The sequence below is a fragment of the Candidatus Pantoea multigeneris genome (assembly GCF_011752615.1).
GTDB classification, from domain to species: domain Bacteria; phylum Pseudomonadota; class Gammaproteobacteria; order Enterobacterales; family Enterobacteriaceae; genus Pantoea; species Pantoea multigeneris.
This window is the reverse complement of sequence record NZ_VWXF01000002.1, coordinates 618,037-644,671: the sequence shown is the minus strand read 5'-3', so window position 1 is coordinate 644,671 and position 26,635 is coordinate 618,037. Positions and strand designations below refer to the sequence as shown.

At 52.1% G+C, this 26,635-nt stretch carries 23 protein-coding genes; 5 read left to right on the top strand and 18 right to left on the bottom strand.

Going from position 1 to position 26,635, the window contains the following annotated elements; translation table 11 throughout:
* Positions 1–26: 26 nt before the first annotated feature.
* From F3J40_RS08335 to gatZ, 6 genes are read right to left on the bottom strand one after another with little or no spacing between them, the layout of a single operon-like run.
* Complete coding sequence (locus F3J40_RS08335; protein ID WP_167013619.1) at positions 27–884, bottom strand: tagatose bisphosphate family class II aldolase; 858 nt, start codon at positions 882–884, stop codon at positions 27–29.
* Positions 884–1,948 (bottom strand): galactitol-1-phosphate 5-dehydrogenase, encoded by a 1,065-nt coding sequence (gene gatD / locus F3J40_RS08330; protein WP_167013617.1) that lies wholly within the window; start codon positions 1,946–1,948, stop codon positions 884–886. The genes F3J40_RS08335 and gatD overlap by 1 nt, the downstream gene beginning before the upstream one ends.
* 41 nt (positions 1,949–1,989) lie before the next feature.
* The gene (locus tag F3J40_RS08325) at positions 1,990–3,372 is read right to left on the bottom strand and encodes a PTS galactitol transporter subunit IIC (RefSeq protein ID WP_167013615.1); all 1,383 of its coding nucleotides are present in this window, start codon (positions 3,370–3,372) and stop codon (positions 1,990–1,992) included.
* 4 nt (positions 3,373–3,376) lie between these two features.
* Positions 3,377–3,661, bottom strand: coding sequence for a PTS galactitol transporter subunit IIB (gene gatB / locus F3J40_RS08320; protein WP_167013613.1), 285 nt, complete (start codon positions 3,659–3,661; stop codon positions 3,377–3,379).
* Between the two features lie 33 nt (positions 3,662–3,694).
* Positions 3,695–4,153 (bottom strand): PTS galactitol transporter subunit IIA, encoded by a 459-nt coding sequence (gatA, locus tag F3J40_RS08315; RefSeq protein ID WP_167013611.1) that lies wholly within the window; start codon positions 4,151–4,153, stop codon positions 3,695–3,697.
* Positions 4,146–5,441, bottom strand: coding sequence for a tagatose-bisphosphate aldolase subunit GatZ (gatZ, locus tag F3J40_RS08310; protein WP_167013609.1), 1,296 nt, complete (start codon positions 5,439–5,441; stop codon positions 4,146–4,148). Before gatZ ends, gatA begins: the two co-directional genes overlap by 8 nt.
* 297 nt (positions 5,442–5,738) lie before the next feature.
* Between gatZ and F3J40_RS08305 the strand changes: the two genes are divergently transcribed.
* Entirely contained in the window at positions 5,739–6,518 is a 780-nt protein-coding gene (locus tag F3J40_RS08305) for a DeoR/GlpR family DNA-binding transcription regulator (protein ID WP_167013607.1), read from the top strand.
* Positions 6,519–6,537: 19 nt separating this feature from the next.
* Here the strand turns inward: F3J40_RS08305 and xylB are convergent, their stop codons facing one another.
* From xylB to F3J40_RS08250, 11 genes are all read right to left on the bottom strand, one after another.
* Positions 6,538–8,061 carry a xylulokinase gene (gene xylB, locus F3J40_RS08300; RefSeq protein ID WP_167013605.1) on the bottom strand — a complete coding sequence of 508 codons (1,524 nt, stop codon included), beginning with the start codon at positions 8,059–8,061 and terminating at the stop codon, positions 6,538–6,540.
* 125 nt (positions 8,062–8,186) lie between these two features.
* Positions 8,187–8,582, bottom strand: coding sequence for an H-NS family histone-like protein (locus F3J40_RS08295; RefSeq protein ID WP_167013603.1), 396 nt, complete (start codon positions 8,580–8,582; stop codon positions 8,187–8,189).
* 88 nt (positions 8,583–8,670) lie between these two features.
* On the bottom strand, positions 8,671–9,771 hold the full coding sequence (locus F3J40_RS08290) for a hypothetical protein (protein WP_167013601.1): 1,101 nt from the start codon (positions 9,769–9,771) through the stop codon (positions 8,671–8,673).
* 50 nt (positions 9,772–9,821) lie between these two features.
* The gene (locus F3J40_RS08285) at positions 9,822–10,856 is read right to left on the bottom strand and encodes a Glu/Leu/Phe/Val dehydrogenase dimerization domain-containing protein (protein ID WP_167013599.1); all 1,035 of its coding nucleotides are present in this window, start codon (positions 10,854–10,856) and stop codon (positions 9,822–9,824) included.
* A gap of 14 nt (positions 10,857–10,870) precedes the next feature.
* Entirely contained in the window at positions 10,871–13,768 is a 2,898-nt protein-coding gene (locus F3J40_RS08280; protein ID WP_240155346.1) for a beta-ketoacyl synthase N-terminal-like domain-containing protein, read from the bottom strand.
* 15 nt (positions 13,769–13,783) lie between these two features.
* Entirely contained in the window at positions 13,784–14,959 is a 1,176-nt protein-coding gene (locus F3J40_RS08275) for an FAD-dependent oxidoreductase (protein WP_167013597.1), read from the bottom strand.
* Between the two features lie 41 nt (positions 14,960–15,000).
* Entirely contained in the window at positions 15,001–15,555 is a 555-nt protein-coding gene (locus F3J40_RS08270) for an allene oxide cyclase barrel-like domain-containing protein (RefSeq protein ID WP_167013595.1), read from the bottom strand.
* A 29-nt stretch (positions 15,556–15,584) separates the two neighbouring features.
* A complete protein-coding gene (locus tag F3J40_RS08265; protein WP_167013593.1) occupies positions 15,585–16,613 on the bottom strand; it encodes a pyridoxal-phosphate dependent enzyme in 1,029 nt (342 codons plus the stop codon).
* A 45-nt stretch (positions 16,614–16,658) separates the two neighbouring features.
* Positions 16,659–17,387, bottom strand: coding sequence for a thioesterase II family protein (locus tag F3J40_RS08260; protein WP_167013582.1), 729 nt, complete (start codon positions 17,385–17,387; stop codon positions 16,659–16,661).
* Positions 17,387–18,994: an AMP-binding protein gene (locus F3J40_RS08255; RefSeq protein WP_167013580.1), complete on the bottom strand. Its 1,608-nt coding sequence runs from the start codon at positions 18,992–18,994 to the stop codon at positions 17,387–17,389. The genes F3J40_RS08260 and F3J40_RS08255 overlap by 1 nt, the downstream gene beginning before the upstream one ends.
* Positions 18,995–19,288: 294 nt before the next feature.
* Positions 19,289–19,510 carry a hypothetical protein gene (locus F3J40_RS08250; RefSeq protein ID WP_167013578.1) on the bottom strand — a complete coding sequence of 74 codons (222 nt, stop codon included), beginning with the start codon at positions 19,508–19,510 and terminating at the stop codon, positions 19,289–19,291.
* Positions 19,511–19,753: 243 nt separating this feature from the next.
* On the opposite strand from F3J40_RS08250, the gene F3J40_RS08245 reads away from it, so the two are divergent.
* Both F3J40_RS08245 and F3J40_RS08240 read left to right on the top strand, forming a co-directional pair.
* Positions 19,754–21,793, top strand: a complete 2,040-nt coding sequence (locus tag F3J40_RS08245) for a TonB-dependent siderophore receptor (RefSeq protein WP_167013576.1) — start codon at positions 19,754–19,756, stop codon at positions 21,791–21,793.
* A 1-nt stretch (position 21,794) separates the two neighbouring features.
* A complete protein-coding gene (locus F3J40_RS08240; protein ID WP_205297250.1) occupies positions 21,795–22,952 on the top strand; it encodes an ABC transporter substrate-binding protein in 1,158 nt (385 codons plus the stop codon).
* On the opposite strand, the gene F3J40_RS08235 is transcribed toward F3J40_RS08240, so the two are convergent.
* Positions 22,919–23,557 (bottom strand): TetR/AcrR family transcriptional regulator, encoded by a 639-nt coding sequence (locus tag F3J40_RS08235; protein WP_017346016.1) that lies wholly within the window; start codon positions 23,555–23,557, stop codon positions 22,919–22,921. The two genes, F3J40_RS08240 and F3J40_RS08235, sit on opposite strands and share 34 nt — an antisense overlap.
* 167 nt (positions 23,558–23,724) lie before the next feature.
* Between F3J40_RS08235 and F3J40_RS08230 the strand changes: the two genes are divergently transcribed.
* Positions 23,725–25,236, top strand: a complete 1,512-nt coding sequence (locus F3J40_RS08230) for an MFS transporter (protein ID WP_167013574.1) — start codon at positions 23,725–23,727, stop codon at positions 25,234–25,236.
* 11 nt (positions 25,237–25,247) lie between these two features.
* Positions 25,248–26,624 carry an MmgE/PrpD family protein gene (locus tag F3J40_RS08225; RefSeq protein ID WP_167013572.1) on the top strand — a complete coding sequence of 459 codons (1,377 nt, stop codon included), beginning with the start codon at positions 25,248–25,250 and terminating at the stop codon, positions 26,622–26,624.
* Positions 26,625–26,635 lie beyond the last annotated feature (11 nt).

The following is a 26,635-nucleotide window of genomic DNA, read 5'->3' as shown; positions in this document are numbered from 1 at the left end:
ATGCGATATCCCTCTTGTGCGCCCTGTTACCTGAGCTTGCCTTCACTGCCGCACATGCGAATTTTCTCCTGCACAATGTGCTTCATCGCCCGCTTACCCGGCTCCATATACTCGCGCGGATCGTTGGCGTGTGGATGCTCTCCGAAAAAGGCTTTCACCGCATCGGAGAAGGCGATTTTAAGTTCTGTCGCCACATTCACTTTGCAGATGCCCAGCTCAATGGATTGCCGCAACATCGCTTCAGGAATGCCCGATGCGCCATGCAGCACCAGCGGAATAGACACTCGCTCGCGAATTTGCGCCAGCCGTGCAAAATCCAGCTTCGGTTCTCCCTGATACATGCCGTGCGCCGAGCCGATGGCGACGGCCAGAGAATCAATACCGGTGCGCTGCACGTATTCTGCTGCCTTTAGGGGGTCAGTAAAGAAGCTGTCCTTTGCATCCACTACGATGTCGTCTTCCTGACCACCGAGACGTCCCAGTTCGGCTTCAACGCTGGCATCGTAGCGGTGGCAGAGATTCACGGCCTGCACCACTTTTTCAATATTCTGCTCAAAGGCGAAGTGTGAGGCATCAATCATCACCGAGCGCACGCCCGCCTTTACTTTGGTTTCGATATCCGCCAGCTCTTCATGGTGATCGAGGTGCAGCGCGATGGGCAAATTGTACTTCAGTGCCGCCTGTTCACAGATCGCCACCAGATAGCCCAGTCCGGCATATTTATAGGTGCCCGTGGTGCCCGCCATGATCACCGGTGAACCCAGCTCCGCCGCCGTTTCCGCGATCACCTGCACGGTTTCGAGGTTGTGTACGTTAAACGCAGGCACGGCATAACCGCCCTGCTGCGCCTTGATTAGCATGGCGCGATTAGAGACGAGATACATTAGGCCTGTCCTTCCATATGCGATGAGAAGTCGAGCATGATTTTGCCGCTCATGGGTTTCCCGTTCAGATCGGCGACAGCACCGGCATAAACGTCGGCGTCGCCCTGTACGGCGATTAATGCGGAGAGATCGATCTTTCCAGTTTCAAACAACCGAGTCGCCTGTGCCCACTCCACGCCCGGCCATGCCCCGGAGTAGTTCATCCAGCTGCCCAGCACCTTCAGCTCTTTACGCAGGATCTGACCAAAGGTGGCGCTGCTCAGGTTGAGATCTTTGTGCAGGGTGCCAATCAGCCCCAGTTGCGCCTGCGGCCCGGCAATCTGGATGCTGAGTTCTACGGTCTGCGGTGCCCCAGCGGTTTCCAGGATCAGCTGGTCAAAGCGGCGATGGCTCATTTCACTGCGGATGTCGCTTGCGCTCATTTCTGCGCTGTTAAACACGTAATCCGCCCCCAGACGCTGGGACAGCGCCAGTCGTTCAGGGTTGATATCAATGGCGGTCACCGAGCGCGCGCCCAGCGCTTTGGCACACAGCATTGCCAGCAGGCCGATGGTGCCCGCGCCAACGATAATCACCTCTTTATCGCGGCAACCACCTGCCAGCTCAATGGTATGCAGGCTGACCGTCATCGGTTCAAAGAACGCGCCTTCAACGGGAGAGGTATTGGCCGGAAGGCGAAACAGGTTCTGGCGTGGTACCACGATGTACTCCCGGTTACCGCCATCACTGCGCGAACCAATGAAGCGGTAATTTCGGCACTGTGACCAGAGCTGACGGTGGCACTCTTCACAGTCAAAGCAGGGTTGCAGCGGTACGCAGGAGACCAAATCGCCAGCGTCAAGGTCACTGACGCCCGTACCGGTTTCCACTACCCGACCGCAGAACTCGTGTCCCAGGGTGATGGGATAAAAATGTGCGCCTGCGTGAAAGATGCGCGGAATATCTGAACCGCAGAGGCCAGAACAGCTAACCTGCACCAACACGTCATCTCTGGCTTCAATCTGAGGCAACGGCTGTTCTTCAACCGTAACGCTGCCTCCGGCGTGTATCACGACAGATTTCATGAGGTAAACTCCGGGAAGTACGGGGGACTCGCCCCCGTGGGTTATTTCGCTAAAGAATTACTTTGAGAAAGGGTGTTATCTGGCTCTGGCTGCGGCTGCATTGCCTGACGCGCCCGGCGCCACGTCAGCGCCACGCCCAGCAGATAAACCGTGCCAATCACCACCAACGCGGTAATGTTCTGCCAGGTCAGGAACTGGATAAGGAGATAAGTCACAGGTGATCCTCCCTGATCCATCGATGCCACCTGGCTTCCGGCCTTAAGTGCGCCAGCGTTGGCTGCAAGCTGGGTATGCAACCCGATAGTCTGGGTGGCAATCCACAGCGTCATGCCCATGATGATGATGCCGGAGATCAGGGTGCGGAACAGATTGCCCCGGTGTACGGCAACGGCCATGGCTACAAAGAAGCCAATGGTGGCCAGGTCGCCGAACGGCAGCACACGGTTGCCCGGTACCAACACGGCAATCAGAATGGTCAGTGGGATAAAAATCAGGCTGGCGGAGACCACCGAGGTGTGGCCCAGCAGCAGCGCCGGATCGAGGCCAATCAGGAATTCCTGACCACCGAATTTTGCCTGTAGGCGTTTACGCGCCTGTTTCGCAATCGGGTTAAGGCCATCCATAATGGGTTTGATCACACGCGGCATCAGCAACATCACTGCGCCGGTTTTCACCGCCAGTTGCAGTATGCCTTTTGCGTCGTAGCCCGCCAGCAGGCCGATCACGATCCCCATGATGAAGCCGACAGTTACTGGCTCACCAAAGGCACCGAAACGCTTCTGCACATCATCGGCACTGAAGTGAATACGCTTCAGACCCGGGATCTTATCAATGATAACGTCCACCAGGACAGCCACTGGCCCCATATAAGCGGAAGAACCGTGCGGTACGGCGATGCCGTCGAGATCGAAGTAGTTTTTGGTATCGCGCGCAAACCAGTCACCCAGTTTGTACGCAAAGGCAGCATGCAGTACCACGCCCAGAATGCCCAGCCAGTAAGACCCGGTTGCCAGATGCAGCATCGCGCCGGTGAAGGTCATGTGCCAGATATTCCAGATATCGACATTCACCACCCGCGTTATGCGGGTGACCAGCATCAGGATGTTCACCCCGATGGCGATGGGAATAGCCACCAGCGCTATCTGAGACGCCCATGTCATCGGTGATGAACCCGGCCAGCCCACATCGACCACGTCCAGACCGATTTCGAAATTCGCCGCCATGGCTTTCGCAGCAGGTCCGATAGAGTCAAGCATCAGCCCAATCACCAGCCCAATGCCGACAAACCCGATGCCGATAAACAGACCAGACTTAAAGGCATCGCCCACTTTCATCCCGAGGCAGACGGAGAAAATAATGATCACGATCGGCAGCATCACTGTCGGGCCGAGATCGAGGATGTAACGCATGATTTCAGTAAACATAAGCTTACCCCTGAAGGACGGTCAGGATTTTGTTCCGCAACGCGTCAATACCCACGCCTGAGATGAACGGCATGCCGTGCACCACCGGGATATCACCAAACTGGCGGTCAACGCGGGCCGTGGTGCAGATCAGGTCCACGCCATCCATGTAGGTTTCGATCTCGTTAACGCGGCACTGCACGATTTCGACGGTAATGCTGTTCTCTTCACAGAGATCTTTGATTTCCTCTGCTGCCATGGTTGAGGTGGCAACAGCGCCGCCACAGGCGACAATCACTTTACGTTTCATGCTTTTCTCCGGGTGCAGGATGAGGTGTTGTTGTCAGGCCGCCGGTGCGAGCAGGCGGTGGGTAAAGCAGTCGGCCAGTTCGCTCTCAGGCGCACTTAACAGACTCTCAATAAATTCAGGCTGTTGCAGTTGACCAAACAGCGCCTTGAGCAGATTCAGCTGCTGTTCAGGATGAGTGACGACCAGCGCAATAATCAGCTCAGCGCCAATCGTGCCGTCATCGTCCGCCTGCTGAAACTGCACGGGCGAGGCGGGACGGATCAGATAAATCGCCGGTTCAATAGCGTGTGACGCATCACAGTGCGGAATCGCGACGGCGTGCCCATCCAGCGCAATACCGGTTGGATAGGCGACTTCACGTTCAAGCAACGCAGCCGGGTAACTGTCGCGACAAATGCCATCGCGCACCATTTTCTGACCGATATGCTTCAGCACCTCGTCAGCATCCATAAAGCTCAGGCCGGAAGAGACGAGAAGGCGGTAGTTATGCATGGCTTACCTCTTTATGCAGGTTCAGTTCAGGTTCACAACCGAAGGCGTAGTCACGCAGGACGTCCTGAATCTTGTCGATGATGAGGGTGTGGGGATCCGCGCTGATGCTGCCATTTAGCACGCGATCGAACTGTTTAGGCAGATACTGGCTCAACAGACCGAGCGGCAGTTCAACGCCGTTAAGGTTGGCAATCAGCGTGTCGAAGGCACTGACAATACGCGCATTCGGCCAGTAGTAGCGGATGCGGTCTGAGAGGCTATAGTGAATGTCCACCAGCGAGTCGGAGTACGCCGGGCGATAGTACTTTTTCCAGTAACCCGGTTCGTTCAGCATCACCTGATCGATGACCGCGAGGATCTGGCTCTGCTTTTCAGGTGCCACCAGAGTTTTTTCGATTTCGGCTAACGCAAAGATGGCCTCGCGCAGCGCAAAGGTCAGCGCCGGACCGACTTTCAGAATGGCGAAATGATCTTTCACCAGCGCGCGATAGGCCGTGCGGGTTTGATAGTCGGTCGAGTGGGCTTCATACACCACCGGCGTTGATTCAATAAATGCGCTGAGTTCGCGCGCTTCAGCAGGGGCGTAGTGAATCACGCTGCTGTGATCAAACTCCACCCCTGGCTGCACCACCAGTCCGATAATGCGGCCAATCGCGTCATCTAACCCGGCGGCACGAAACGCTTTGTGGTGTACATCCAGCGTGTGGGCAGCATCTTGTGGGCGGGTAACGTGTACCTCGTTGATCGCGTGTGCTTCGCCACCCGGTACTGGCACTTCGGTGCCGATGATGTAGGTCAGCGCGGTTTTTTGTTCCGCTGTCGCTGTTTCTTCCGCCACGCGGCACAGTTCTGCGGCGCGCTGGGCGACCACGTCCGGCGACAGCGGAACCGGATCATCGGCACAGGACATCGAAGCATCGAGGTGAATTTTACTGAAGCCTGCTTTCACATAGGCCGCGATCAGTACGCGGGACTTTTCCATCGCCTGCTCTGCCGTCTCACCTTGCCAGACGTTGGGTCCAAGGTGATCGCCACCGAGAATCAGGCGTTCAGGAGGGAAGCCAACGCGTGCGGCGATATCCAGCACGTAGTCACGAAAATCCTCCGGCGTCATACCGGTATAACCGCCAAACTGATTGACCTGATTGGATGTTGCCTCGATCAGAACCTGTCGCGGGGTATGCAGGTCAAGGCGCAGTGCGGCTTCAATAACCAGTGGATGCGCGGAACAGACTGAGCAGATACCACAATCAAGACCGTCTTTGTGCTGCTGGATGATTTTTTTCATTGTGTCCTCCGAAAGTGTGCTTATCACCATCAAAACCTTTCGTTTTTAGCACAATTCCTTTCTTTTATTTATGTGATCATGATCTATATATTTTCGTATTATTTCTTTATTTTTCGTTTTCATTGCTTGTGCTCAATAGCTAAAACGAAAGCTTCAATAAGTTATTTTAGTTATAAAACATGGTGTTAAATTGTATTCTCCGCAGAAACGCGCTATGAATCCTCCTGCTTTCAATATTGCCGTTTTACTTTCTTATCCTTTCGTTTTAGGATTGGCTTTCAGCTAAGAGGATGGTTTATGAACGCGTTTGAACGCAGAAACAGGATTGTTGATATGGTCAACAGCACCGGCAGTCGGCTGGTGACTGACATCTCTGCCGAATTAGGCGTGACGGAAGTGACGGTACGGGCAGATATCCGGCTGCTGGAAGAGCGGGGGCTGGTCACCCGCTTTCACGGCGGTGCCGCCAGCATTGAGCCTTCGGCTCACGACGCCACCACAGCCCATGCTGAAGTCAGCCTCAATGAACGTTATCAGTTAGCCGCTGATCCCAAACAGCGCATTGCCATAGCAGCGGCCAAACTGGTGAACGAAGGGGATACCGTGATTCTCGACAGCGGCAGCACCACCAAGCTGTTAGCTGAAGTCCTGGCCGAGCGACAAAACATCACGGTGATCACCAATAGCCTGCCCGCCGCCACCATCCTGTCTAACAACAAAGACATCATTCTGGTGGTCTGTGGGGGCACCGTGCGCCATAAGACCGCCTCGCTGCACGGCAGTATTGCCGAACTGGCATTACGCGACGTTTCGGCCAATCTGATGTTCGTGGGGGCGGATGGATTAGACGTCGAAAATGGGATCACGACCTTTAATGAGGGGTTTGCTGTCAGTGCGGTGATGGCTGCCGCCTCCAGGCAGGTCATTGTCCTGACAGACTCCTCCAAGTTTGGCCGGAAAGGCTTTAATCAGGTCCTTGCGCTCGACAAAATTCATACGGTGATCACCGATGAAGATGCGCCTGCTGAGGCGCTGGCAGAACTGAGGAAAAAAGGTAAGACCGTGATTGTGGCATGAGTGTGCCGCTAACCCCGGTCTACTCAGAGGGGCTTTCATCCAGATAGCGCGCTTTGCGTTTATCCACCTCAGCGTGATAGTTCTGATAGATCTGCCGGTATCGCTCGCTGATCGCAGGATCAGGCGCGATCGTCTCACCCTGTTCAGAGGTAAGCCATTCAGGCAATAACGGTGGCAGGGGAACCGTTTCGGCATGAGACGCACTGTTGCGAAAACACCAGTGCGCCTGAATAGCTGCTCCCAATGCTGCCGCGTCGGGTACCGCCGGTCTGGTTACGGTGAGCCCGGTGATATCGGCAATCATTCCGCACCAGGCTCTGCTGTTTGCGCCGCCGCCAATAATCGTGACGCTGTCGAACATCAGTCCTCTGGCATTGAAAATCTCAATGCCTTTGCAGAGATTAAACGTCACCCCCTCGACCACCGAGCGTAACAGGTGCGGTTTGGTAAAGTTTGCCATTGTCATCCCCGAGATTTCTCCACGCGCCCCAGGCAGATTGGGTAATCGCGCACCGTTCAACCACGGAAAAGAAAACAGCCCTTCCGCGCCGGGTTGGCTCGCCATCAGGGTGTTGTCGAAATCTTTAATGTCGATATCCATCAGCTGTCTGTAGGTGTTGATGGAATTGGTCACGTTCATTGTGCTGATAAGCGGCAGCCACGCTCCGGTCGAGGAACAGAAAGTATTGATATCCTCAAATCCGCTGCAATCGATCTGTTCGGGCTGGCAGGTGGATAAGGTCCCTGATGTGCCCAGACTCATCGTCACCCGGCCGGGCGCGATATTGCCCGTGCCTATGGCTGACATCATGTTATCGCCGCCGCCACTGGACACCACAATGTCCGCTGAAAGCCCCAGATAGGCTGCGGCCTCCACACGGAGAAAACCCTGCGCCTGATGGGAGGCAATAACTTCGGGTAACTTTGAATGCAGGGTAGGGTCAATCAATGCCAGGACCGGGGTGTGCCAGGTTTTCAGCCGGGTATCGAAATAACCGGTTCCGGAGGCATCGCCCGGCTCGGTTCGAAAATTGCCAGTGAGGAAATAATTGAGGTAGTCATGTGGCAGCATCACTTTGTCGATACGGGCGAAATGTGCGGATTCATGCTGCTTCACCCACAGCAGCTTGCCAAGGGTAAACGCCACCGGGACCGGGATACCAATGTCAGCACTCAGGCGGTGCCCATACATGGACTGATAGTCGTGTAGAAATCGCTTTAACCCGGCCGTGCTTTCCGTATCACACCACAGTTTCGCCGGGCGGATCACCCTGTCATTCTGGTCGAGAATCACCAGTCCATGCTGCTGTGCTGAGACCCCGATACCGAGGATTTTATCGCGACCAACAGCGGTTTTTTCCATTACATCCCGCACCCCTGCCCGCATGGCATTGAGCCAGTCAGTGGGATGCTGCTCTTTCTGGCCGGGTCTTTCGTTCAGCAGCGGGTGGGCGTGAAAACTGGTCGCCAGCACCTGCTGATTTTCCACATCCCACAACAGCACCTTGGTGCCCTGTGTCCCACAATCAATTCCCAGAAACATCGCTTCTCCGGCCAGTATTATTTCAGATTGCACTGACCTTATTGGATCAAAGTTCCGGCCTTGCAGCCAGAACTTTGTTAGCGATATGAAACCGCCAAAAGGCGGTTTTTTATTGTGGCATTCGATCAGATCAGAAAATCGGCCAGAGATTTCCCTGCGTTGAGTTGTGCCTGAAGGTGACCTGGCGTGCGGCCCTGGCCTGTCCACGTGCGAAGTTCACCCTGCTCGTTCACAAACTGGTATTTAGCGGGACGCGCTTTGCGTGCCTTAACCGGTTTTTCAGACACTGTGGTCACCAGCTCCTCTGGAGCAATACCGTCCTGCAAAAGCAGGATACGGTATGTTTCGATTTGTTCATTACGCTCACGAATTGCACTGATATTGGCAGATTCTGCTTCACGACGTTCTGAAACAACGACGCTGAACTTTTCCAGCATCTCTTCTAACTCTGGCAGCGCGAATGCACGCGCCTGAGCACGAATAGTACGGATATTGTTCAGAGTTTTCAGTTTGTCGCTCATTTTTACCTCATGGGGTGTAAATTTATACAGGTGTATCTTTTTTGTGGCCGGGGAGTGTAAACGCAGACAATTACTAAATTCAAGTTTGTTAACCCACTGGCGAATACCAAACAGGCCGAGCGCCTACGGTTTCGCTCGCATGGTTGCTGCCATGGCTCAAGCACAACGTGCGCATCCCGGCAACATTCCCGGAGTACCATGCCCCTCCTCGCAAGAGCGCTCGCTGGCCATAATTTCGTAAGTAAGCCTGATCCCCATCGGGCTCCCGGTGCCAGGGGAAAAAGCCAAGAATTTGCAACAGGGTAGCAACCGGCTTTCCTTGAGCAGGAACGATGTTGTTGAACGGCCCATCCAAAAGCCCGGAAGTATTCCGGTTATCACCCCATTCCCCATTAAAATTAATGATGTCCTGGCTTAATATTGGCGTACCCGCGTTACCCAGACACAGTGCAGCCGGGGAATCATACTTAGCCGTTGCGGGGCTGCCGGGAGGCAGTAACGCGCCACTCTCCAGGTCAATCGCCCACCACTCAGCATGTGCTAAATCAGTTGCTGCATCATTATCTTTTATAATCTGAATTTCACCATTGTGCAGACGAGCACCGGTTTGCCACTCCCACAGATTACCGCAGAGATCGCTAATCCCTGATAATGTGCCGTCATGATGCCATTCAACAGGACCGGAAGCCGTCAGCGTAACGGGGTTGCCGCTGTTCTCCCCTGTGTTGCCAGAAATACGCAGGCCCTTTTGGGCTGGCTCGGCATGGGAGCAGCCATAATCTGTATTGCCGACTTCCGCATAACCGGAGTAACGGCAAAGAAACATCAGCGCACACCATTCAGCATTGGTGCTCAGGTGCCAGCCTCGACCATTTTTTTTAACTGATTGCTGAAAGGCGGTGAGGCTACCTTGGCTGGCGGGCCGCTGATGCGGAAGGCTAAGTAACTCGCCATTATGAATACTGCCTGGATAGCAACCGTAAAAAAACTCCGCGATCGCTTTCTCTTTTACCGTGAAGGCAGGATGCCGCTGTTTTCCCAATCCTGTAGCCACTGCTTCCATCGAAAAAGCAGGGACCACAAACATATAGCTAGGCTGGCCGCTGCGGGTATACAGCACAGTTCGCTGCCCGCCTGATTCAGCCTCAACTTTTGCTCTAAGGGCATCTTTATTAATGATAGTCAGCATAATAGTAACTTATTGAAGAACAAGGGCTGCACAGGCAGCCCAGAGGAATATCAGGCTGCGGTCAGCACTGAAGACAGGGGGTGGAGCAGTGAACTCACATCACAATTGAGCAGTTGAGAACGATTAAGAAGCTCTTCTGTTTTGGCTCCAATCACCGAATGTACGTAGGCATTAACCTGATCCTGGCTCATTTGGTTATAGCGCTCAGTGAAGGCCATCTCGACGCTGTCACAGATGACTGCACCTGCATTACTCACATAGTCAGGAAGATAATGAATATCCCTGGCCGTGAGCAGTTTTTCGGCATTCAGGCTATTGAACGGTGAATTCGCACTGCTCACTACCCATTGGGTATTTATCTGGGAAACATTCTCAGCGTTAAGAATGCCTGAAAGCGAAGCGATACACAGGATATGACTCGGCATAGCAAACAGTTGCTGCTCATTCACGCGGGTAACACCATGCGGGTATTTTGCATCGGGATTGATATCATATCCAACCACTGTACAACCATATGCCATACACTGCCGGGCGACTTCTGCACCCACTTTGCCCATCCCATGAATTGCGATAACCACTGGTGCCTCATGTTGCAGGCGAAGCGCAATGATTTTGCGAATGGAACTCCAGACGCCGAAACCGGTTGCAATGGAGGTATCAACTTGTGGGCTATCCATAGCATTCAGGATCCAGGAGGTGTGCTGACGCAGATTATCCATATCGGCATTACTGGTGTTGATATCGCAACCCGTATACATCGTGCCATTGTAGCGATTGAGCAACTCACCGATCGCAGCGATAACCTCAGGTTGTTGTGACGGCATAAGTGGACTGTTCACGACGATCTTACCGCCGCTGAACCCCGTGTTGTACAAACCGTGCTTCAGTGACATGCGCTGCGCCAGCATCACAGCTTCCGCTTCCTGGTGCTGGCGTGAACTATATTGCCGCCAACGAATGCCACCATTGGCAGGTAAAAGTTTCATCTGTGGAGAGCAAGCCAAAGTAAACGACGTCTGGCGATCAAACTGCACGGTCTCGACAATATATTGCTTATCATTCACTGATACGTTATTTCCTGCCATGATCTTTCATCCTGTTAATGAGTGAGATTTTGCTCAACAACGCCAGAATTTTGCAGACAACGCTGAATCCCTGATGGGGTCGGCTGCTGTAAAAAATCGGACATACTGACGGCAACGCCAAATTGCTTTTCCAGCACAGCTAACAGGCGTAAGGCCATTAGGGAGTGGCCGCCTGCATCATAAAAATCCTGATGCATGGAGAGCGCGGCGGCACCCGTGATGTCCAGCCAGATCTGATTTATACGGACCGCTAGAGGGTCCAGTTTGGATGTCGAGGGGGGCTCAGTTTTGGTGCTGGAGGGCTTGGGCAAGATACGATCGCCCATCCACCAGTATTCCGGGTCGAACGGATAGAGCGGGAGTGCGATACGTTGTCCTGGCTGGTCCCAGAGACGCGCCCAGAGAATATCCACACCTGCGCGCCAGATCTTTTGTAATGCCTGCACCCACAACGCCCCTTCACTTTGCACATCATCACGCCGACGCAAGGTACGCACGGTTGTCGTTTTTGCGTGGCTTTGGCGCAGCTGAGTTACCAGCGAGGTCAGGGTTGATCCGGGGCCAACCTCAATAAACAGTGTTTTCCCCCTTTCCGGAATCTGCTGCAACGCCTGATGATAATGCACGGCATTACGTGCATGGTTTGACCAATAGTCAGCATCAAGTTGGTGCAGATCTGAGATTTCCTGGGCACGCAGTGCAGAGATAAAACGCACAGGCTGAACACGATCTGAGGAGATAATGTCCGGAACACAATCACGCAGGCTCGCGAGAACAGGCTCCATCATCGACGAGTGAAATGCATGAGACACCGGTAATCCTTTACAACGAATGCCGGCTCGGCGAATACGTTTTTCACAGTCAGCGATTGCTGTATGACTACCAGACAATACACAGCTATTGTCACTGTTAACGGCGGCAAGTGCGACGTCACTACTCAGCCAACACTGGCACTCAGCTTCACTCAGTTCCACCGCCAGCATTCTGCCACTGTCTAATCCGGCCATTAACGCACCGCGCTTCGCCGCGAAAATCACAGCCTGTTCGCTATCAAACGCACCCGCCGCCCAGGCTGCAGCAATCTCCCCGACACTATGTCCAATGACCATGTCGGGCATGACACCGTAGTGCATCAGCAGCTCAGCCAACGCAATTTCCACTGCCACCAATGTTGGCTGTGTCAGCGCTGTATTATTAAGCAAATCTGCATCACCGGCTGAATCAAACATCGCTGTAATATCAAGCTGCACGTGCTCACGCAGAACCGCAATCTTGTGCTGCAACCGCTGATTAAATACAGGGTCATCATTCATGAGCTCTCTGGCCATACCAATGAACTGGCTACCCTGCCCCGGAAACTGGAAGACCACATTCAGTCGACCCCGGCCGATATCGGTGATCGTGTCATGTATTTCCAGGGTTCCATCACTCCCTGGTGTCAACGTACAGCGATAGCGCATCGGCATCCTCCCTGTTTGGGCACTCCACGCCAGAGAACCGCCCTTGTGACTGACTGGCATTTTTTTGTAGTACCCTAACAGTCGGTACAACGCTGATTCAGAACGCGCTGAAACAGGAATCACCCGGCTGAAGAGTGAGCGCTGGATTGCAGCAGTTTTAGCGTTCTCACCTTTGGCTGGCCGGGAAAGAATGACATGTGCATTTGTTCCCCCAATACCAAATGCACTCACGCCAATCGCACGGCGTGCATCCTCCTCCGGCCAGGGCTCCGCCGTTTTAATGATTTCAAACGGGCTGCCCTGCCATCCCACCGTTGGATTGAGTGTTTCAACATTAATTTGTGGCGTTAACCAGCCATATTTGATTTGCAAGGCCGCCTTGATAAATCCCGCCATACCGGCTGCGGTCTCAAGATGGCCCACATTGGCTTTAACCGCCCCTAAAGTACAAAACTGTGTTTTATCGGTGTACTCCCGAAACACGCTTTCGAGGGCGGAAAACTCGATAGGATCACCCGCGAGGGTTCCCGTGCCATGGGCTTCAATGGCCCGTAATGATGTCGGCGTCATAGCCGCATCTGTTAGGGCTTCCCGTAGAAGCCTCTGTTGTCCAGAGAGGCTGGTGGTGGTAAAACTGACCTTGTCAGCACCGTCGTTATTGACGGCAACCCCCTCTATAACGGCAATCACTTCATCACCATCAGCGAGAGCGTCTTCCAGGCGTTTCATGACAACAACACCAACCCCACTGCCAAATACCGTTCCGCTGGCTTCCGCTGAGAATGGTCTACAGTGTCCATCTGTTGAAAAGACCATACCCTGTTGGCTCACATAACCTTCATCCTGGGGAAAGCGCAAAGTGCATGCGCCAGCCATTGCCAGACGGCAACGACCACTACGAAGGGCATATACCGCTTCCGCCACCGCCACCAGCGACGTGGCGCATGCAGCCTGAACATTGACCGCTTGCCCCTCCAGCCCCAGGTGCCAGGCTATTCGGCTACTCAAATAATCTTTATCATTGGTGATCTGCTGTTCAAACGCAGAGGGAGCCAAATCGCGAAAACGTGCATCATTAGCACACTGGCGCAGATACTCCGAACTGCTGCATCCGGCAAATAAAGCAGTATCAGTAAGCTTACCGGGAGTAACGCCTGCGCTCTCCAGTGCATGCCAGGCACACTCAAGAAAGAGTCGTTGCTGCGGATCCATTAAGGCAGCATCACGGGCACTTAAGCCGAAGAATCCGGCATCGAAACGCGCGATATCCTGCGTGAGCGGTGCAGCAACCGGAATGTAGCCAGCCTCCTCAGGGCGTTTATCCAGGGCCGCGAGTGATTCAACACCGTTAATCAGGTTGTGCCAGTAGGTATCAATGTCCTGCGCGCCCGGAAAGCGACATGCCATCCCCACCAGGGCTATCTGATGATTTGCACTCATTTGCCGTTGCATAATCGATTCCCCGACTTAAAAACGCAGAGCACTGATATCCCAGCGCGGCGTTTTATCATTTAATAAGTCCGCGCAGACTTGCCCCAGCAAAGGTGTAAACTTAAAGGCCCAGCCGCCGGCTGAAATCACCACGTTTTCGCCGCCGTGGCAGCGTCCTTTGGCGGTATCGAGATAAAACAGTCGCTCGGGGTTATCAGGCAACACAGCAAGACAACTGCTGGAGAAACATTCACGGTCGGGGTTCAGGAACGGCATATGACGTCGGGCAAACTCTATCGCGCGATCGACGTGTTGGGGATTAGCACGAAAGTCCGGTTTGTGGGTGTCGGTAATCGGATCCACTTCAAAATCCGTACCAAGACGGTCAAAGCCATTAACAGACCACGGATTAGGTGGGAAGCCGTAGAACAGGTTACTGTCTGTTTCTATCGGCTGCTGGAAAGCAAACCAGAAAGGATCGTTAGCCCCGGTGCGCTGACTCCGTAGCATGCTGATACATGCCATTTCATAAGTTGAAAGCGCCAGGTCAATATCCAGTTGCGCGACCAGTGCTTTGCTTCCTGGTCCGCTGGCAATAAGCACCTTACGCGCACGGTAACGCTGCTCCGCGCTAAAGACACTCACCCCTTCTGAATCAGGCTCTATGGCTGTGACGTTCTCACCAAACTGAAACGTCACATTAAGGTCATTGGCGAGGGAATACAGAGTAGACAAGGTGCCTTTTACATCAATGACACCGCCATCTTTTTGCAGAAAACCCTCATAGTTAGGGTCGAAATGTGTAAAACCATAACGCTGCTCAATCGTTGCCATATTCAGGCGTTCATAGGGCAAGGACATTTCATCCATAGATTTCATGGTCTGTGTGATCTGACCTTCATTGGTCCAGACATCGGCATCACCAAACCACAAGCTCCCGGTGCGATGAATCAACTTCCGATCGGCCTGTTTCTCCAAATCCTGCCACAGTTTGTCCGCCTCCAGTGTCAGACGGAAAATATCAAGTTCGCTATATTGCAACCGCCAATGGCGTTCCTCTCCACTGGTACCTGCAAGTTGCGTAAGCAAAGTATATTTATCCAGAACTAACACCTTATTATCTGGATTGTTTTTCGCATAATTCCATGCTGTTGATAATCCTACTGGGCCCGCACCAATAATAATGAGATCCCATTGTTGATTCGTGTGCATACCTACCCCATATGAGTTTTAAATAAAAACAGCGCCAGATTTTATTGAAGGAGTGACTTAATTTGATTCAGCGGAACCAGAACAATCAGGGTGCGGTATTTTTCGCGTGGTATCTCCTGAAAAAGCTGGCGTATACCGATCTTCCCCATAACATCGCCACTTACCCCAACGGCCAATAAGGATTGCCATTGCGATGCCCAGATGGCGCTGGAGTTCCAGATACCCGAGGTTTCAATGCGCCCTACCGCAGTTTCAGCCGTTTCGTGATAATAAGATACAACGCTATTATCAGGCAGTGCTGCGATTTTCCAACCACTCCCCGTCATGCTGCCTACTTGATTTCCATTCTCATCGATAAACTGATCGACATGTGAATTCGCATCACCCACCGTTGGGCCAGATTTTGTTTTAGCATTAAAATTAATATTGGCCATTTCAGTAACATTAACAATAGTGGCATTTTCGTACTTTTTATTTACAGCAAGATTACGCTCAATATCATGAATGCCAGTCCCTTTTTCAATTTCTTCTCGCACCCAATTTGCAAGCGAAATTAACTCTGACAAAACATTATTATTGCCTTGGATGATTTCCATTTCATTTCCCTTAAGAGGAGGATGTGAAGTTATGCCTCAATACTTTCTGTTTGTTTAAACCAGATTTGACCTTTTTCTCTTTCTGCATCGCTGCCAGCGTCAGCAAATAACGTGACAATCTGCTTTCCTGGTTCCATTGTTTCTGCCATTTTCCACGCAGTTTTCCAGTTAGCAGCGGAAGATGCACCGATTTTCACCCCTGTCATCTGCCAAAACTCGAACATCGCGCTCAAGGCTTCAGCATAAGTGACAGGATTAAAAGGCAGGTTTTGCGGCATTAGACGATCGATAAAAGGCTGGCGGAAGCCGAACCCGAGTCCACCGGCACCCGCGAACTTTGCATTACCGTTAGGCGCGTCAAGGGTTCCGTAAGGCAACTCGGCCGGGGTGCTTCCCCAGACAACAAGGTGTTTGTTATCACGTAACAGAGCAGCATAAACGCCCGAAAGTGTTCCACCGGTTCCCACGGCAGAAACCCAGCCATCAGCCTGTGTGCCGTTGAGTTGATAACGAATTTCTTCCCCGGTCTGATACTGATGTACGGCCGTATTAACTAAGTTCAGATGTTGCGACAGCAGCGTCCAGCGGGTGTCATCGCGGGCAATTTGCTGGCTTCGTGCAATAACACCGAGCAGAAACTGGTTACGGTCCACTAAAGTGACCTGTGCATTGTCACTTTTTAAGGTATCAATCAACTGTTCGGAAGAAGAGTCAGGAATAACAACCTGTACAGCAATGCCACACATATTGCCCAGTTTCGCCAGTGCCTTTGCCATGTTTCCACCCGATGAATCGAGCAGTTTTAATTCACCTTGCTTAAAGTCATGCTGATTGATGGCATCACAAAAGAGGCCAAAAGCAGTGCGATCTTTTACTGAGCCAAAAGGATTTTGAAACTCATACTTGGCTAAGATGGTTGCACCGCCTTTGGGGCTGGGAACAGGTATCAGAGGGGTTTTTCCTAGCTTTGCATAAAATTTTTTCAGCTGTGGAAATAACGTAAACGCTTTTTCTGTATCTGGTGCAGCTGTCTGAGGATTAAACAGTTCAAAGTTCATCACAAACTCCTTATCTGAATAGCAATGGAAGGAATGAGATCAGTATTACTGTATAAGTTGGCGCAAAAAGTCATTCGTGTTTTGCTGAAAATAGAAATGCCCACCGGCCCTGAGCGATACCTGCGCTGACGTTGATATAGCAGTCCAGGCTTTTAGATCTGAGTCACTCACCAGAGGGTCATCATTTCCACCGATGACATGTAGCCTGATGTCGTCCACGGGCAATGCCGCTAACTGGCCGAGCAGCGTCAGATCCTGCAAAATATTTTTTTCAACCGTCGGCCGAGTGAGCTCATCCAACGCCATTCCACTGTCCTGGCGAAGTATCGCCGACAGCAGTGATTGCCTCTGAGGCTCATGTTGAAGATTCAGTAATGAAGCCGGGATTCGTTGTGAAGAGATCACGACCTTCTGCAAGCGGAAACGCGAGGTTCTCAAAGCCAGTGCGGTCTGTAATGCGAGAATCGCCCCCATGCTATGACCGAATAAGGTTACTGGGGCAATACCCAGCATCTCTTGTAATCCCCGACAGCATGCTTCGATTGCCTGCTGTGCATCTTGCCAGGGATTTTCTGCGTGACGTTCATCGCGGCCTGGATAACGCACGACAAAAAGGTCACAGTCATCCGGTAATTGTTCGCGCCAACCTTTATAGAAGCTGGCAGTACCACCGGCATGGGGAAAAACAACCAACTGCTGTCTGATGGGCGCACCGGTGTATCGGCTATATCGAATAATGGCGGCATTAAAGCTGGAAGAAGAGTGCATCATCATTATTCCCGCCCTGTGACGACATCAGCGATATCACTGGATGTTTCTGCCACCATAGCACGCAGTGTAAGCCGATCGATTTTGCCAATGCCTTTCATTGGGATGGCTTCAAGCAATATCAATTTTTCCGGAATTTTGAATGATGCCAATCCCTGCTCGGCAAGATAGCGGCGCAACTCACCCAATGTGATGTCCTGCCGATCCGTGACCACAAATAAGCAGGCAACTTCACCATATAAAGCATCAGCCGCCCCTACACAGGCGACATGCTGGATGTCGGGATGATGCAGGGCGAGTTCTTCAATTTCGTTGGGAGAAAATTTCTCACCCCCGCGATTAATCGAATCATTGACGCGCCCATCAATGTACACATTGCCTTCAGCATCAACATGTGCCAGATCGCCGGTTCGGTAGAACCCTTCTGGCGTGAATGCAGCCAGGTCAGCCTTAGGGTTTTGAAAATACCCGGTGATGGTGTATGGGCCGCGAGTGATCAATTCACCGCTTTGTCCAATGGCAACCGGCTGGCCACGATCGTCGACGATACGCACTTCATCTTCTGGGCTCAGCGGTTTTCCCTGCGACTGGAAGCGTATGCTGTCAACTTCATCTATCGCATTGAAGCAGAGTAGCCCCTCACTCATGCCGTAACACTGTTGCAGTTTGATGCCGAGGGTTGCGCTAGCCGATGCAGCAAGTTCAGGTGCCACTCGAGCGCCACCAACCTGAACATGCCATAACGAGTCAATAGCGCGAGGCGCGGTTTGCTGTACTTCAGCCCATTGTGCCAACAGCGCCGGGACCAGCGTCGTGTGTGTAACACCGCAGCGCGCAACTTCGTTTAATGCATGTGCCGCTGTCGGCTGATCCGCCAGCACAACCGCGCCACCACGGCTGAGTGTTCCCAGTATACCAGGGCAATTGATGACGAAGCCGTGAGAAACAGGCATAACGGCAAAATAGACAGACTGGCTGTTAAGACCAAAAATGTCACACCCGCACTGAATCATATAGGTGTAGCCACCGTTTTTACGCGCAATCGCTTTGGGTAATCCGGTCGTTCCACTCGACAACAACATCATTGCCGTGTCGTCGGATGACATGGGCTCAAGATGTTGTGCCGGGGGCGTCTCCATGGGGGAACAAAATTGCTGAAGGTTCAGATAACGCGTTTGCCTTTTCTGATCCTCAAGGTCTTCCACCAGGACAATGTCGACATGAATGCCTTGCTGTTCAAAGGACTGTAGCGAGGCCATAGGACTGTAACGGCGGCTGCTACGATAAAGGGCAAGCACTTTGGGTTGGGTCATTTGCAGAATATGGAGAAGCTCTTTTTCCCGGTAAGAGGGCAAAATGGGAACGGGTATGGCGCCAATCATCAATGCTGAAAGCATTAAGATCACCGCCTGTTGGCTATTACGGAGTTGTAAAGCGACGCGATCCCCTTTGTTGACCCCCCGAAGCCTGAGTCGATGACTGCATGAAGCAACCCGATCTGCAAGCTGTGCAAAAGTGAGTGTCTCATTCTGGTCATGCAAAGCAGGGCGAAGACTAAACGCCGTCAATCCCTGCAGCAAGTTTTGATTCAATGATGCGCTGAAGTCTGGCATATGCACGCCCTCATGCTCTAATCCATCTCAAAACACTGAGAGGATTTTGATTAAAACCCCTTCGGTATCAGGCCGAAACGAATACGGCACCCTACCCTGTTTTGCTGCACTCCAGCCGCGAGTGGAACAGATTACTTACCTGTATTAATTAGATTGCCCGGCACACTTAACAACATGACTGACCGACAGTCAATTGCTTAATCGTTAATTTTTTTCGCGAATTTTGTTTAAATGAGACGTATTATCAAAAATAGATGTTGTTAATCAATCGCCTAATCATGGCGAGAACAGGCGCTATCGCAGCAAAGAAATTATTTCGCCTAGTGAGTAATCTTCTGCACCCCATAGCGAAAAACCGAGAGGGGCCAGATGCTCGATTTTTGCCTGAAGTGCCACTGTTTCTGCGGAAGTCAGCGCAAGATCATGTCTTATCTGCCAGCTTTCATCTGCGTCATTCAGAATTTCTTCCGGAATGCCAACCTGGACGAGTAAGGCGATAAAGCGTTCAAATGTCATTTCATGTCCCCGTCAAAAAATGGTATTGATAATTATTTACATTGACCGATGGTCGGTCGGAGCGTATTTTCGCCTTAATTCTTAACGGAACGCAAACAAATAAACATTAATAAAACTTTATTATTTGGACGGGGTATGAACGCTAAATTTTCTCTAATCACGGCTGGGTCCGGCACCATAATGTTGTTTTTGGCTACCTCACTTTCATATTCTCCGCGTGTCTTTGCTAATGAAGAGACGCTTATGGTTAACGGATCTGAAAATAGTGCCGCAGCAACATCTACGGGCTATGTTGCTACGGAAGCAGAAGTCGCTACCAAATCACCTACCGCGCTTAAAAACACGCCGCAGTTTGTTTCTGTGGTTAAGCGAGACCAGATGGATGTGCAAAATGCCACGACGTTGAGTCAGGCATTACGCTATAACTCCGGCGTCGCCGTGGAGAGGTTTGGGGCCTTCGCCAGTAATGTAGACTTTGCGCGCATTCGTGGGTTTGATGCCGATAGCTATCTCGATGGCTTAAAAGTGTTGGGTAATAGCGGAATATGGAGCCCACAGATTGAAACCTGGGGATTAGAACGTGTGGAGGTCCTGCATGGCCCCTCTTCTATGCTCTATGGGCAGAGCGGTGCAGGGGGTATTATCGACATGGTTTCACGACGTCCGTCGACTGTAGCCTCGAACCAGCTTAAGTTTGAAGCGGGTAATCACCAAACCACCTCTCTTAGCCTGGACTCGACCGGCGCACTGACTGATGATGAGCGCTGGTTGTATCGGTTTGATGCTTTGGCCGGAACCCAAGGCTCGCAAATTGAAGATACCCGGCAGAAACGGCTCTATCTCGCCCCCTCCATCACCTTCCAGCCGGATGAAAAAACCCGCTGGACGTTACTTATGCACTATCTGCGGGAACCCCGTTCTGGTTATTACAATACGCTGCCAGCGCAAATGCTCGGATTGCTGCCCAATCCCTATGGCCGTATTGATACCGATAAAAACTACAGTAATCCTGACCATGAGCACTCTTCCCGTACCCAGTACGATGTGACATCGCTGTTTTCACATACTTTCAATAACGGTATGACACTAAAACAGAACCTACGCTATTCCTATGTTAACTCTGCGGTGCGTCGCGACTTCACCCGCGCAGCCACTGCCGACCTGTCACAGCTAACGGCACAATATCAGGATGCACCGAGTACAGCGGAGAGTCTGGCTATGGATAACCAACTCTCTGACGTGTTCCATACCGGACCGGTTGAGCATCGTGTTTTAACTGGCCTTGATTATCAACTGGCAAAACTGGATAAGAATCTCTGGGTGTCACAAACCGTGACCTTTAATCCCTACTCTGCCAATTACCGCCCAAACTTTACGCCGGTTCTGACGCCAAGTACCGCCACCACCCAACACCTGAATCAAACCGGAGTTTATGCTCAAGATGAGCTTATCTGGCAAAACTGGCATCTCCTTTTGGGTGGGCGCCATGACTGGTCACAGATTCACACTCTCAACCGGCTCTCCCATACCCGCATGGACACCGATGACAGAGCATGGAGCTACCGGGCAGGGGTCACTTATCCCTTCTCTAACGGGTTGTCACCTTGGGTAAGTACCTCTTCCTCTTTCTCTCCGTTAACCGGTACCAATGCCAGTGGTCAGCCGTTCAAACCTACCCGAGCAGTCCAGTACGAAACCGGCATGAAATTTCAACCCGAGGGTAGCGCACTTATTGGCAGCATCGCGCTCTATCAATTAACTCAGCGTGATGTGAATACCGTTGATCCGCTCAATCCTAGCTATTACACCCAGACTGGCGCCGTCAGATCCCGGGGTATTGAAATTGAAGGCCGGGCGATGATGACTGAAAGTCTCAGTTTGCTGGCCTCTTATGCATGGGTTAACAACGTGGTCACCTCGGCGACGGATAGTACACTGGGTAAACATCCCGTCGGCGTCCCGGCACAAAACGCCTCACTCTGGGTGGATTACCGCTTCAACCGTGGCCCACTTCAGGGATTGCTATTGGGGGGTGGGGTTCGTTATCTAGGCGCAAGTTGGGGAGACAGTAACAATACCTTTAAGGTTCCGGCTAACTGGTTGGGTGATCTCTCGGTGCGCTATTCTCCGGGGCACTGGGATCCCCAGTTATGGAATCTCGAGCTGGGTCTGACTGTCACCAATGTCATGAACAAGTCGTGGGTCTCCAGCTGTACCAGTGCCCCCTATTGTAGTATCGGTGCTGAACGCAGCATTTTGGGTTCTGTCAGTTGGAATTTTTAACATGAATCACCAACGCAGAGGATTCATACACAAGGCACTGGCGTTAGGCGGTGCCGCCCTGATGCCTGTGAGCCAGGCGTTATCTCAGGTTACTGCGCCATTCATTTTTGAGGATGTTGCAGGCAGGAAGGTCACGCTAAAGCACAGACCAGCGCGTATTTTTTTAGGCGAAGGCAATCTTTTCTATACCGTGGCAGCACTGTGTCGCGAAAACCCATTAGAAAAATTGATAGGATGGCGTGATAATTTCCGCACAGCAGATCTGGATAGCTATCATCTTTACTGCCGTTACTTCCCGGAACTGGCGCGGTTGCCCACCTTTAGCGGCATTCAGCAGTTACAGTTTAATCTTGAGAAGCTGATTGGTCTGCGCCCCGATATTATGGTGCTAAACCTCAACACGCGTTCAATGGTTGAAACCAGCGGCCTGGCAGCAAAACTCAACGCCGCCAACATACCGATCGCCTATGTCGATATGAGTATTCATCTCATGGCCAACACCGCTCGCAGTATTACGTTGATGGGGCAACTATTTGACCAGACCGAACGTGCCGCGTTGTTAAATCAGTATCGCGACTATCATCTGGGCATAATTACTCAACGCCTTATGCAGGAGCATCCTCTGTTGCCTCGCGTTTTAATGGAGCGGGCAGCGGGATTGTACGATGAATGCTGCCTCTCATGGGGAAATGCGAACTTTGGCGAACTAGTGACAGCTGCAGGGGGAAACAATCTTGCCGCGAGTATCATTCATAATACTTACGGGGCGCTAAGCCCCGAGCAGATTATCGCTTCAAATCCCGACAAAATTTTGGTAACGGGCAGCAACTGGTCGCAATACTCGCCAAATGGAAACTGGGTTAATCTGGGGCCCAATGCAGACCTGGCGCTGGCAAAGGAGAAGCTTGAGAGATTAATGCAAAGGCCTGCATACCGAACGTTGAGCGCCGCTAAAAAGCGTAAAGTGTATGCAATCTGGCACCCTTTCTACGATCACCCGTTCAGTTTTATTGCTGTCTTGCAACTGGCAAAGTGGTTTCATCCACATCTGTTCAACGATATCTCTGCCGATCACACCTTTTCCGAGCTCTTTGCCCGTTTCCTGCCCGTTCCCTGGGAACCGGGTTACTGGGTCTCTCTGGATACGGAATCAACCTGAAGGCAGCCTAAAAGATGCATAAACTGCCGGGCAAGATCCCCACCCAGCGTGGCGCTGCTTTTGGTTTCATCTGCCAGAATGTCATCCACTGCACCATGCATGCCGTGATACATCAGTATCGCGGTGAGCCTTGGATTCTCCAGCGTCCAGGAGCCGATACGGACTCCCTCCTCCAGAATATGCAGCACCTGATCGAGTACCGCATTACGATCCTGATTCCCTCGCGTTGGGTGATGATGATCGTGATATAACGCATCATGCAGCAGCCTGCCATCGATATAGGCCTTTACACCGGCATCACACCAGGCTTTTAACCGCGCAACACTGTCCTCCACAGGAAACGTATCGACCGCTTTTTGAATACTTGCAATAAAATGCTGGGTGAAACGCTCACGTAAAGCAGCAAGCATTTCATTCTTCGAAGTAAAGTAATGGTAGAACGTCCCCTTCGCGACATTGGCATCACGCACAATGTCACTGACCGTCGTCGCTTCAAAGCCTTTATCAATAAATAGCTGCTGTGCTGCATCCATTAATTCGTCCAGGCGAACCTCAGCAGGTTTTGTGCGAGGCTGTGATTTGTTCGGTTTTTCGGTGCTGTTCATCTCATCTCCCTTCCGGATTTTGTGGTCATCGTAGCGAATGTTATTCCCATTGACCAGACGCCCCATTCAGGCATACATAAATATACATAACAATTGACCGACGGTCAGTCGTGATCTATGTTGATAAACATTCTCAATAACACGGTATTCTTATCACAGGGGTTTTCATGCAGAAATTTCACCGCGTAGCGTTAGTGACTGCGATTTGCCTTGGCACATTTATGGCTTCACTGGATATCAGCATTGTCAATGTGGCGCTGCCCACCCTGCTCTCATCACTCAATACCACCATGTCGGGGCTACAGTGGGTGGTTGATGCTTATGCGCTTTGCCTTTCAGCCTTGATCCTCTCATCAGGACCACTTGGAGACCGGTTTGGTCGCAAACGTATCTGGCTCTGTGGCGTCGCGCTCTTTACCGCAGGCTCGTTGCTCTGCGCCTTATCCACCTCACTGGAAGGGCTGCTTGCAGGGAGAATCATTCAAGGTATCGCTGGCGCTGCCGTGATTCCCGGCGCTTTATCACTGCTGGCGCATGCTTTTCCGGATGAGCAGCAGCGGGTTCGCGTCATCGGCATTTGGTCTTCAGTCAACGCCTTATCTCTGGTGGTCGGGCCAATCCTGGGAGGGGTCCTGGTACACACAGCAGGCTGGCCCAGCATTTTTATGATCAATATCCCTATTGGGATCGTCGCGCTGGTGCTCGGGGCGATTGGCCTCAAGGAGAGCGCGCATCCGGACCATGCGGCGTTGGATCCCATCGGGCAGATACTGAGCATTCTCTGGCTAGGGGCTTTAACGTTTGGCCTTATTTCGGCAGGAGATCAGGGATGGCAGAGCCCCGAAGCACGTTGGTCATTGCTTGCTGCACTGGTGACATTTCTCCTGTTTATTGCCGTTGAGAGAAAAGTCTCACGCCCTCTGCTTCCACTCCACCTTTTCCGCCAGTCTAATTTTGCCGGTTATAACCTGGCTTCTGCCGTGCTGGGTTTTTCATCGTATAGCAGCGTGTTTTTTGTTTCGCTCTTTCTCCAGCAGGCCCAGGGCTGGAGCCCGCTGGAGACAGGATGGCGTATGGCACCGGAATTTATCGCCATGGCGTTGGCGGCAACGTCATTTGGTCGGTTAACCGCCCGCTTCAGCGTCAACGCACTGGCGATTGCGGGTTATGGTCTCATTGGGGTTGGGTTGTTACTTCTGGCTCAACTTCAGGCAGAAAGCGCATACCTGCATACTGCATTATTCCTGGCTCTGCTGGGGATCGGCATGGGGCTGGGTATGCCGGCAACCAGTGCACTGGTGATGAGAAGTGTTCCTGCCCAACGATCCGGTATGGCCTCTGCAACCATGAATGCCGTGCGTCAGACAGGAATGACTGTGGGCATTGCCCTCCTCGGCACCCTCATGAGTCTTCATGCAGAGCAGTCTTTGAACGCACAATTGAGCAGCCAAAATATTCTGCACGCCAGCAGCATTGCCCGCAGTGCGATCGCAGAACATACCTTCACCGCTGGCGTACCGCAACTAGTGGAACTGACTCACGCTGCGGTGGCGAGCGGTTTTTCCATCGCGATGCTTTGGGCCGGTGTGGTCAGCCTGGCGATGACGCTCTGGCTAGGGGTCATGCTTCATCCACGTTTTCAGTTAACCCAGGAATCAGCAGCTTTGTCGCGTAAATAACAGGAGTTTTTATGTCTCAGCCAGAACATGATCCGATTGAAGAATTGATCGCCTTTGCTTCACGCGTTGATGCCTGCATGATCCCTCCCGAAGTGTTGGGGTTTCAGACCAAGCGCTTGCTGGATAATTTGGGGTGTATGGCAGCAGGTTATAAGGAGAGTGGCGTCAACGCTGCGCTTAAACTTGCCCGTCGCTGGAGTGGATGTGGCGAAGCACATGTGTTGGGCAGTCAGGAAAAACTCGCCGCGCCTCAGGCCGCCTTTGTTAATGCAGTGCGTGCACGCGCACTCGATTTTTGCGATGTATTGTCACCTGGCTGGCATCCGGGTTCATCGGATATTCCCGTGGCCCTGGCAGCAGCTGAACTCAGCGCAGCCTCAGGATTAGAAACACTGGCCGCCCTGGCTGTAGCCCAGGATTTTGGTCAGCGAATCAACCTGGCAGCACAGGCAAATGGTTTTTTCTACCGAGGGTTTGACTCTAATATTCTTGGGCTATTTTCAGGTGTCGTGATTGCCGCAAGATTGTTAAAACTGAATTTGCAGCAATTTCGTGATGCCGTGGGATTGGCATTTGATTACGGCATTGGCACTTTCCAGCACTATCAGGATAAAACCCTCGCCGTCCGCTTTGGTCAGGGGTTGGTTGCTCGCCATGCCCTCGAAGCAGCCATGCTTGCTCAGGAAGGCATCAGTGGACCACGCCGGGTATTGTGCGGTGAAAATGGTTTTTTCAATTTATATGCGCCGGGAAAACCCGATCTCAATATCCTGACTCAACGTCTTGGCGTCGATTTTCTTGGGGAAGAAGCCACCTGTTTTAAACTCTATCCGCATTGCAGTATTTTGCTGGCAATGACGGATACGCTGCTTAACACTCCTGTACCTGAAAAATACCGGCTTGATCCACGAACCCGTTTAAGGCTGAAAGCGTCTCCAACGATGCGCATGGTGTGTGGCTCGTCTTACAGCCCAAGCCTGACTCCCGAAATCGATGCACAGTTCAGTGCCCGTTATATCATTGCTAATGCTTTGCTCAGAGGTCGTGCTACGCCAAACGAGTTCAGCGCGGTGGCAGCACAAGATCCCCTGGTCATTGCGTTTGCTCAACGCATAGAAATTGAGGAAGTTGCGGCTTTTGACAGGTTTGACCGCTTTGAACTGACCTTGTGGGCAGCGGACGGAGATGAGCTTACTCTCGCCTCAGCCTATGGCCGAGGATGGCCAGAGAATGCGGCTAACATGCAGGAAATTCGCGATAAATTTATGATTTGCTGCCAGCTATCCCCCTGCACAACTTTCCGGGAAAACGCAAACGTGGTACTGCAACACATTGAGCAATTTGCCGAAGCACCTTCCGTGATGCCGTTGCTTCACGTGCTCAGGTGAATAACCTAACA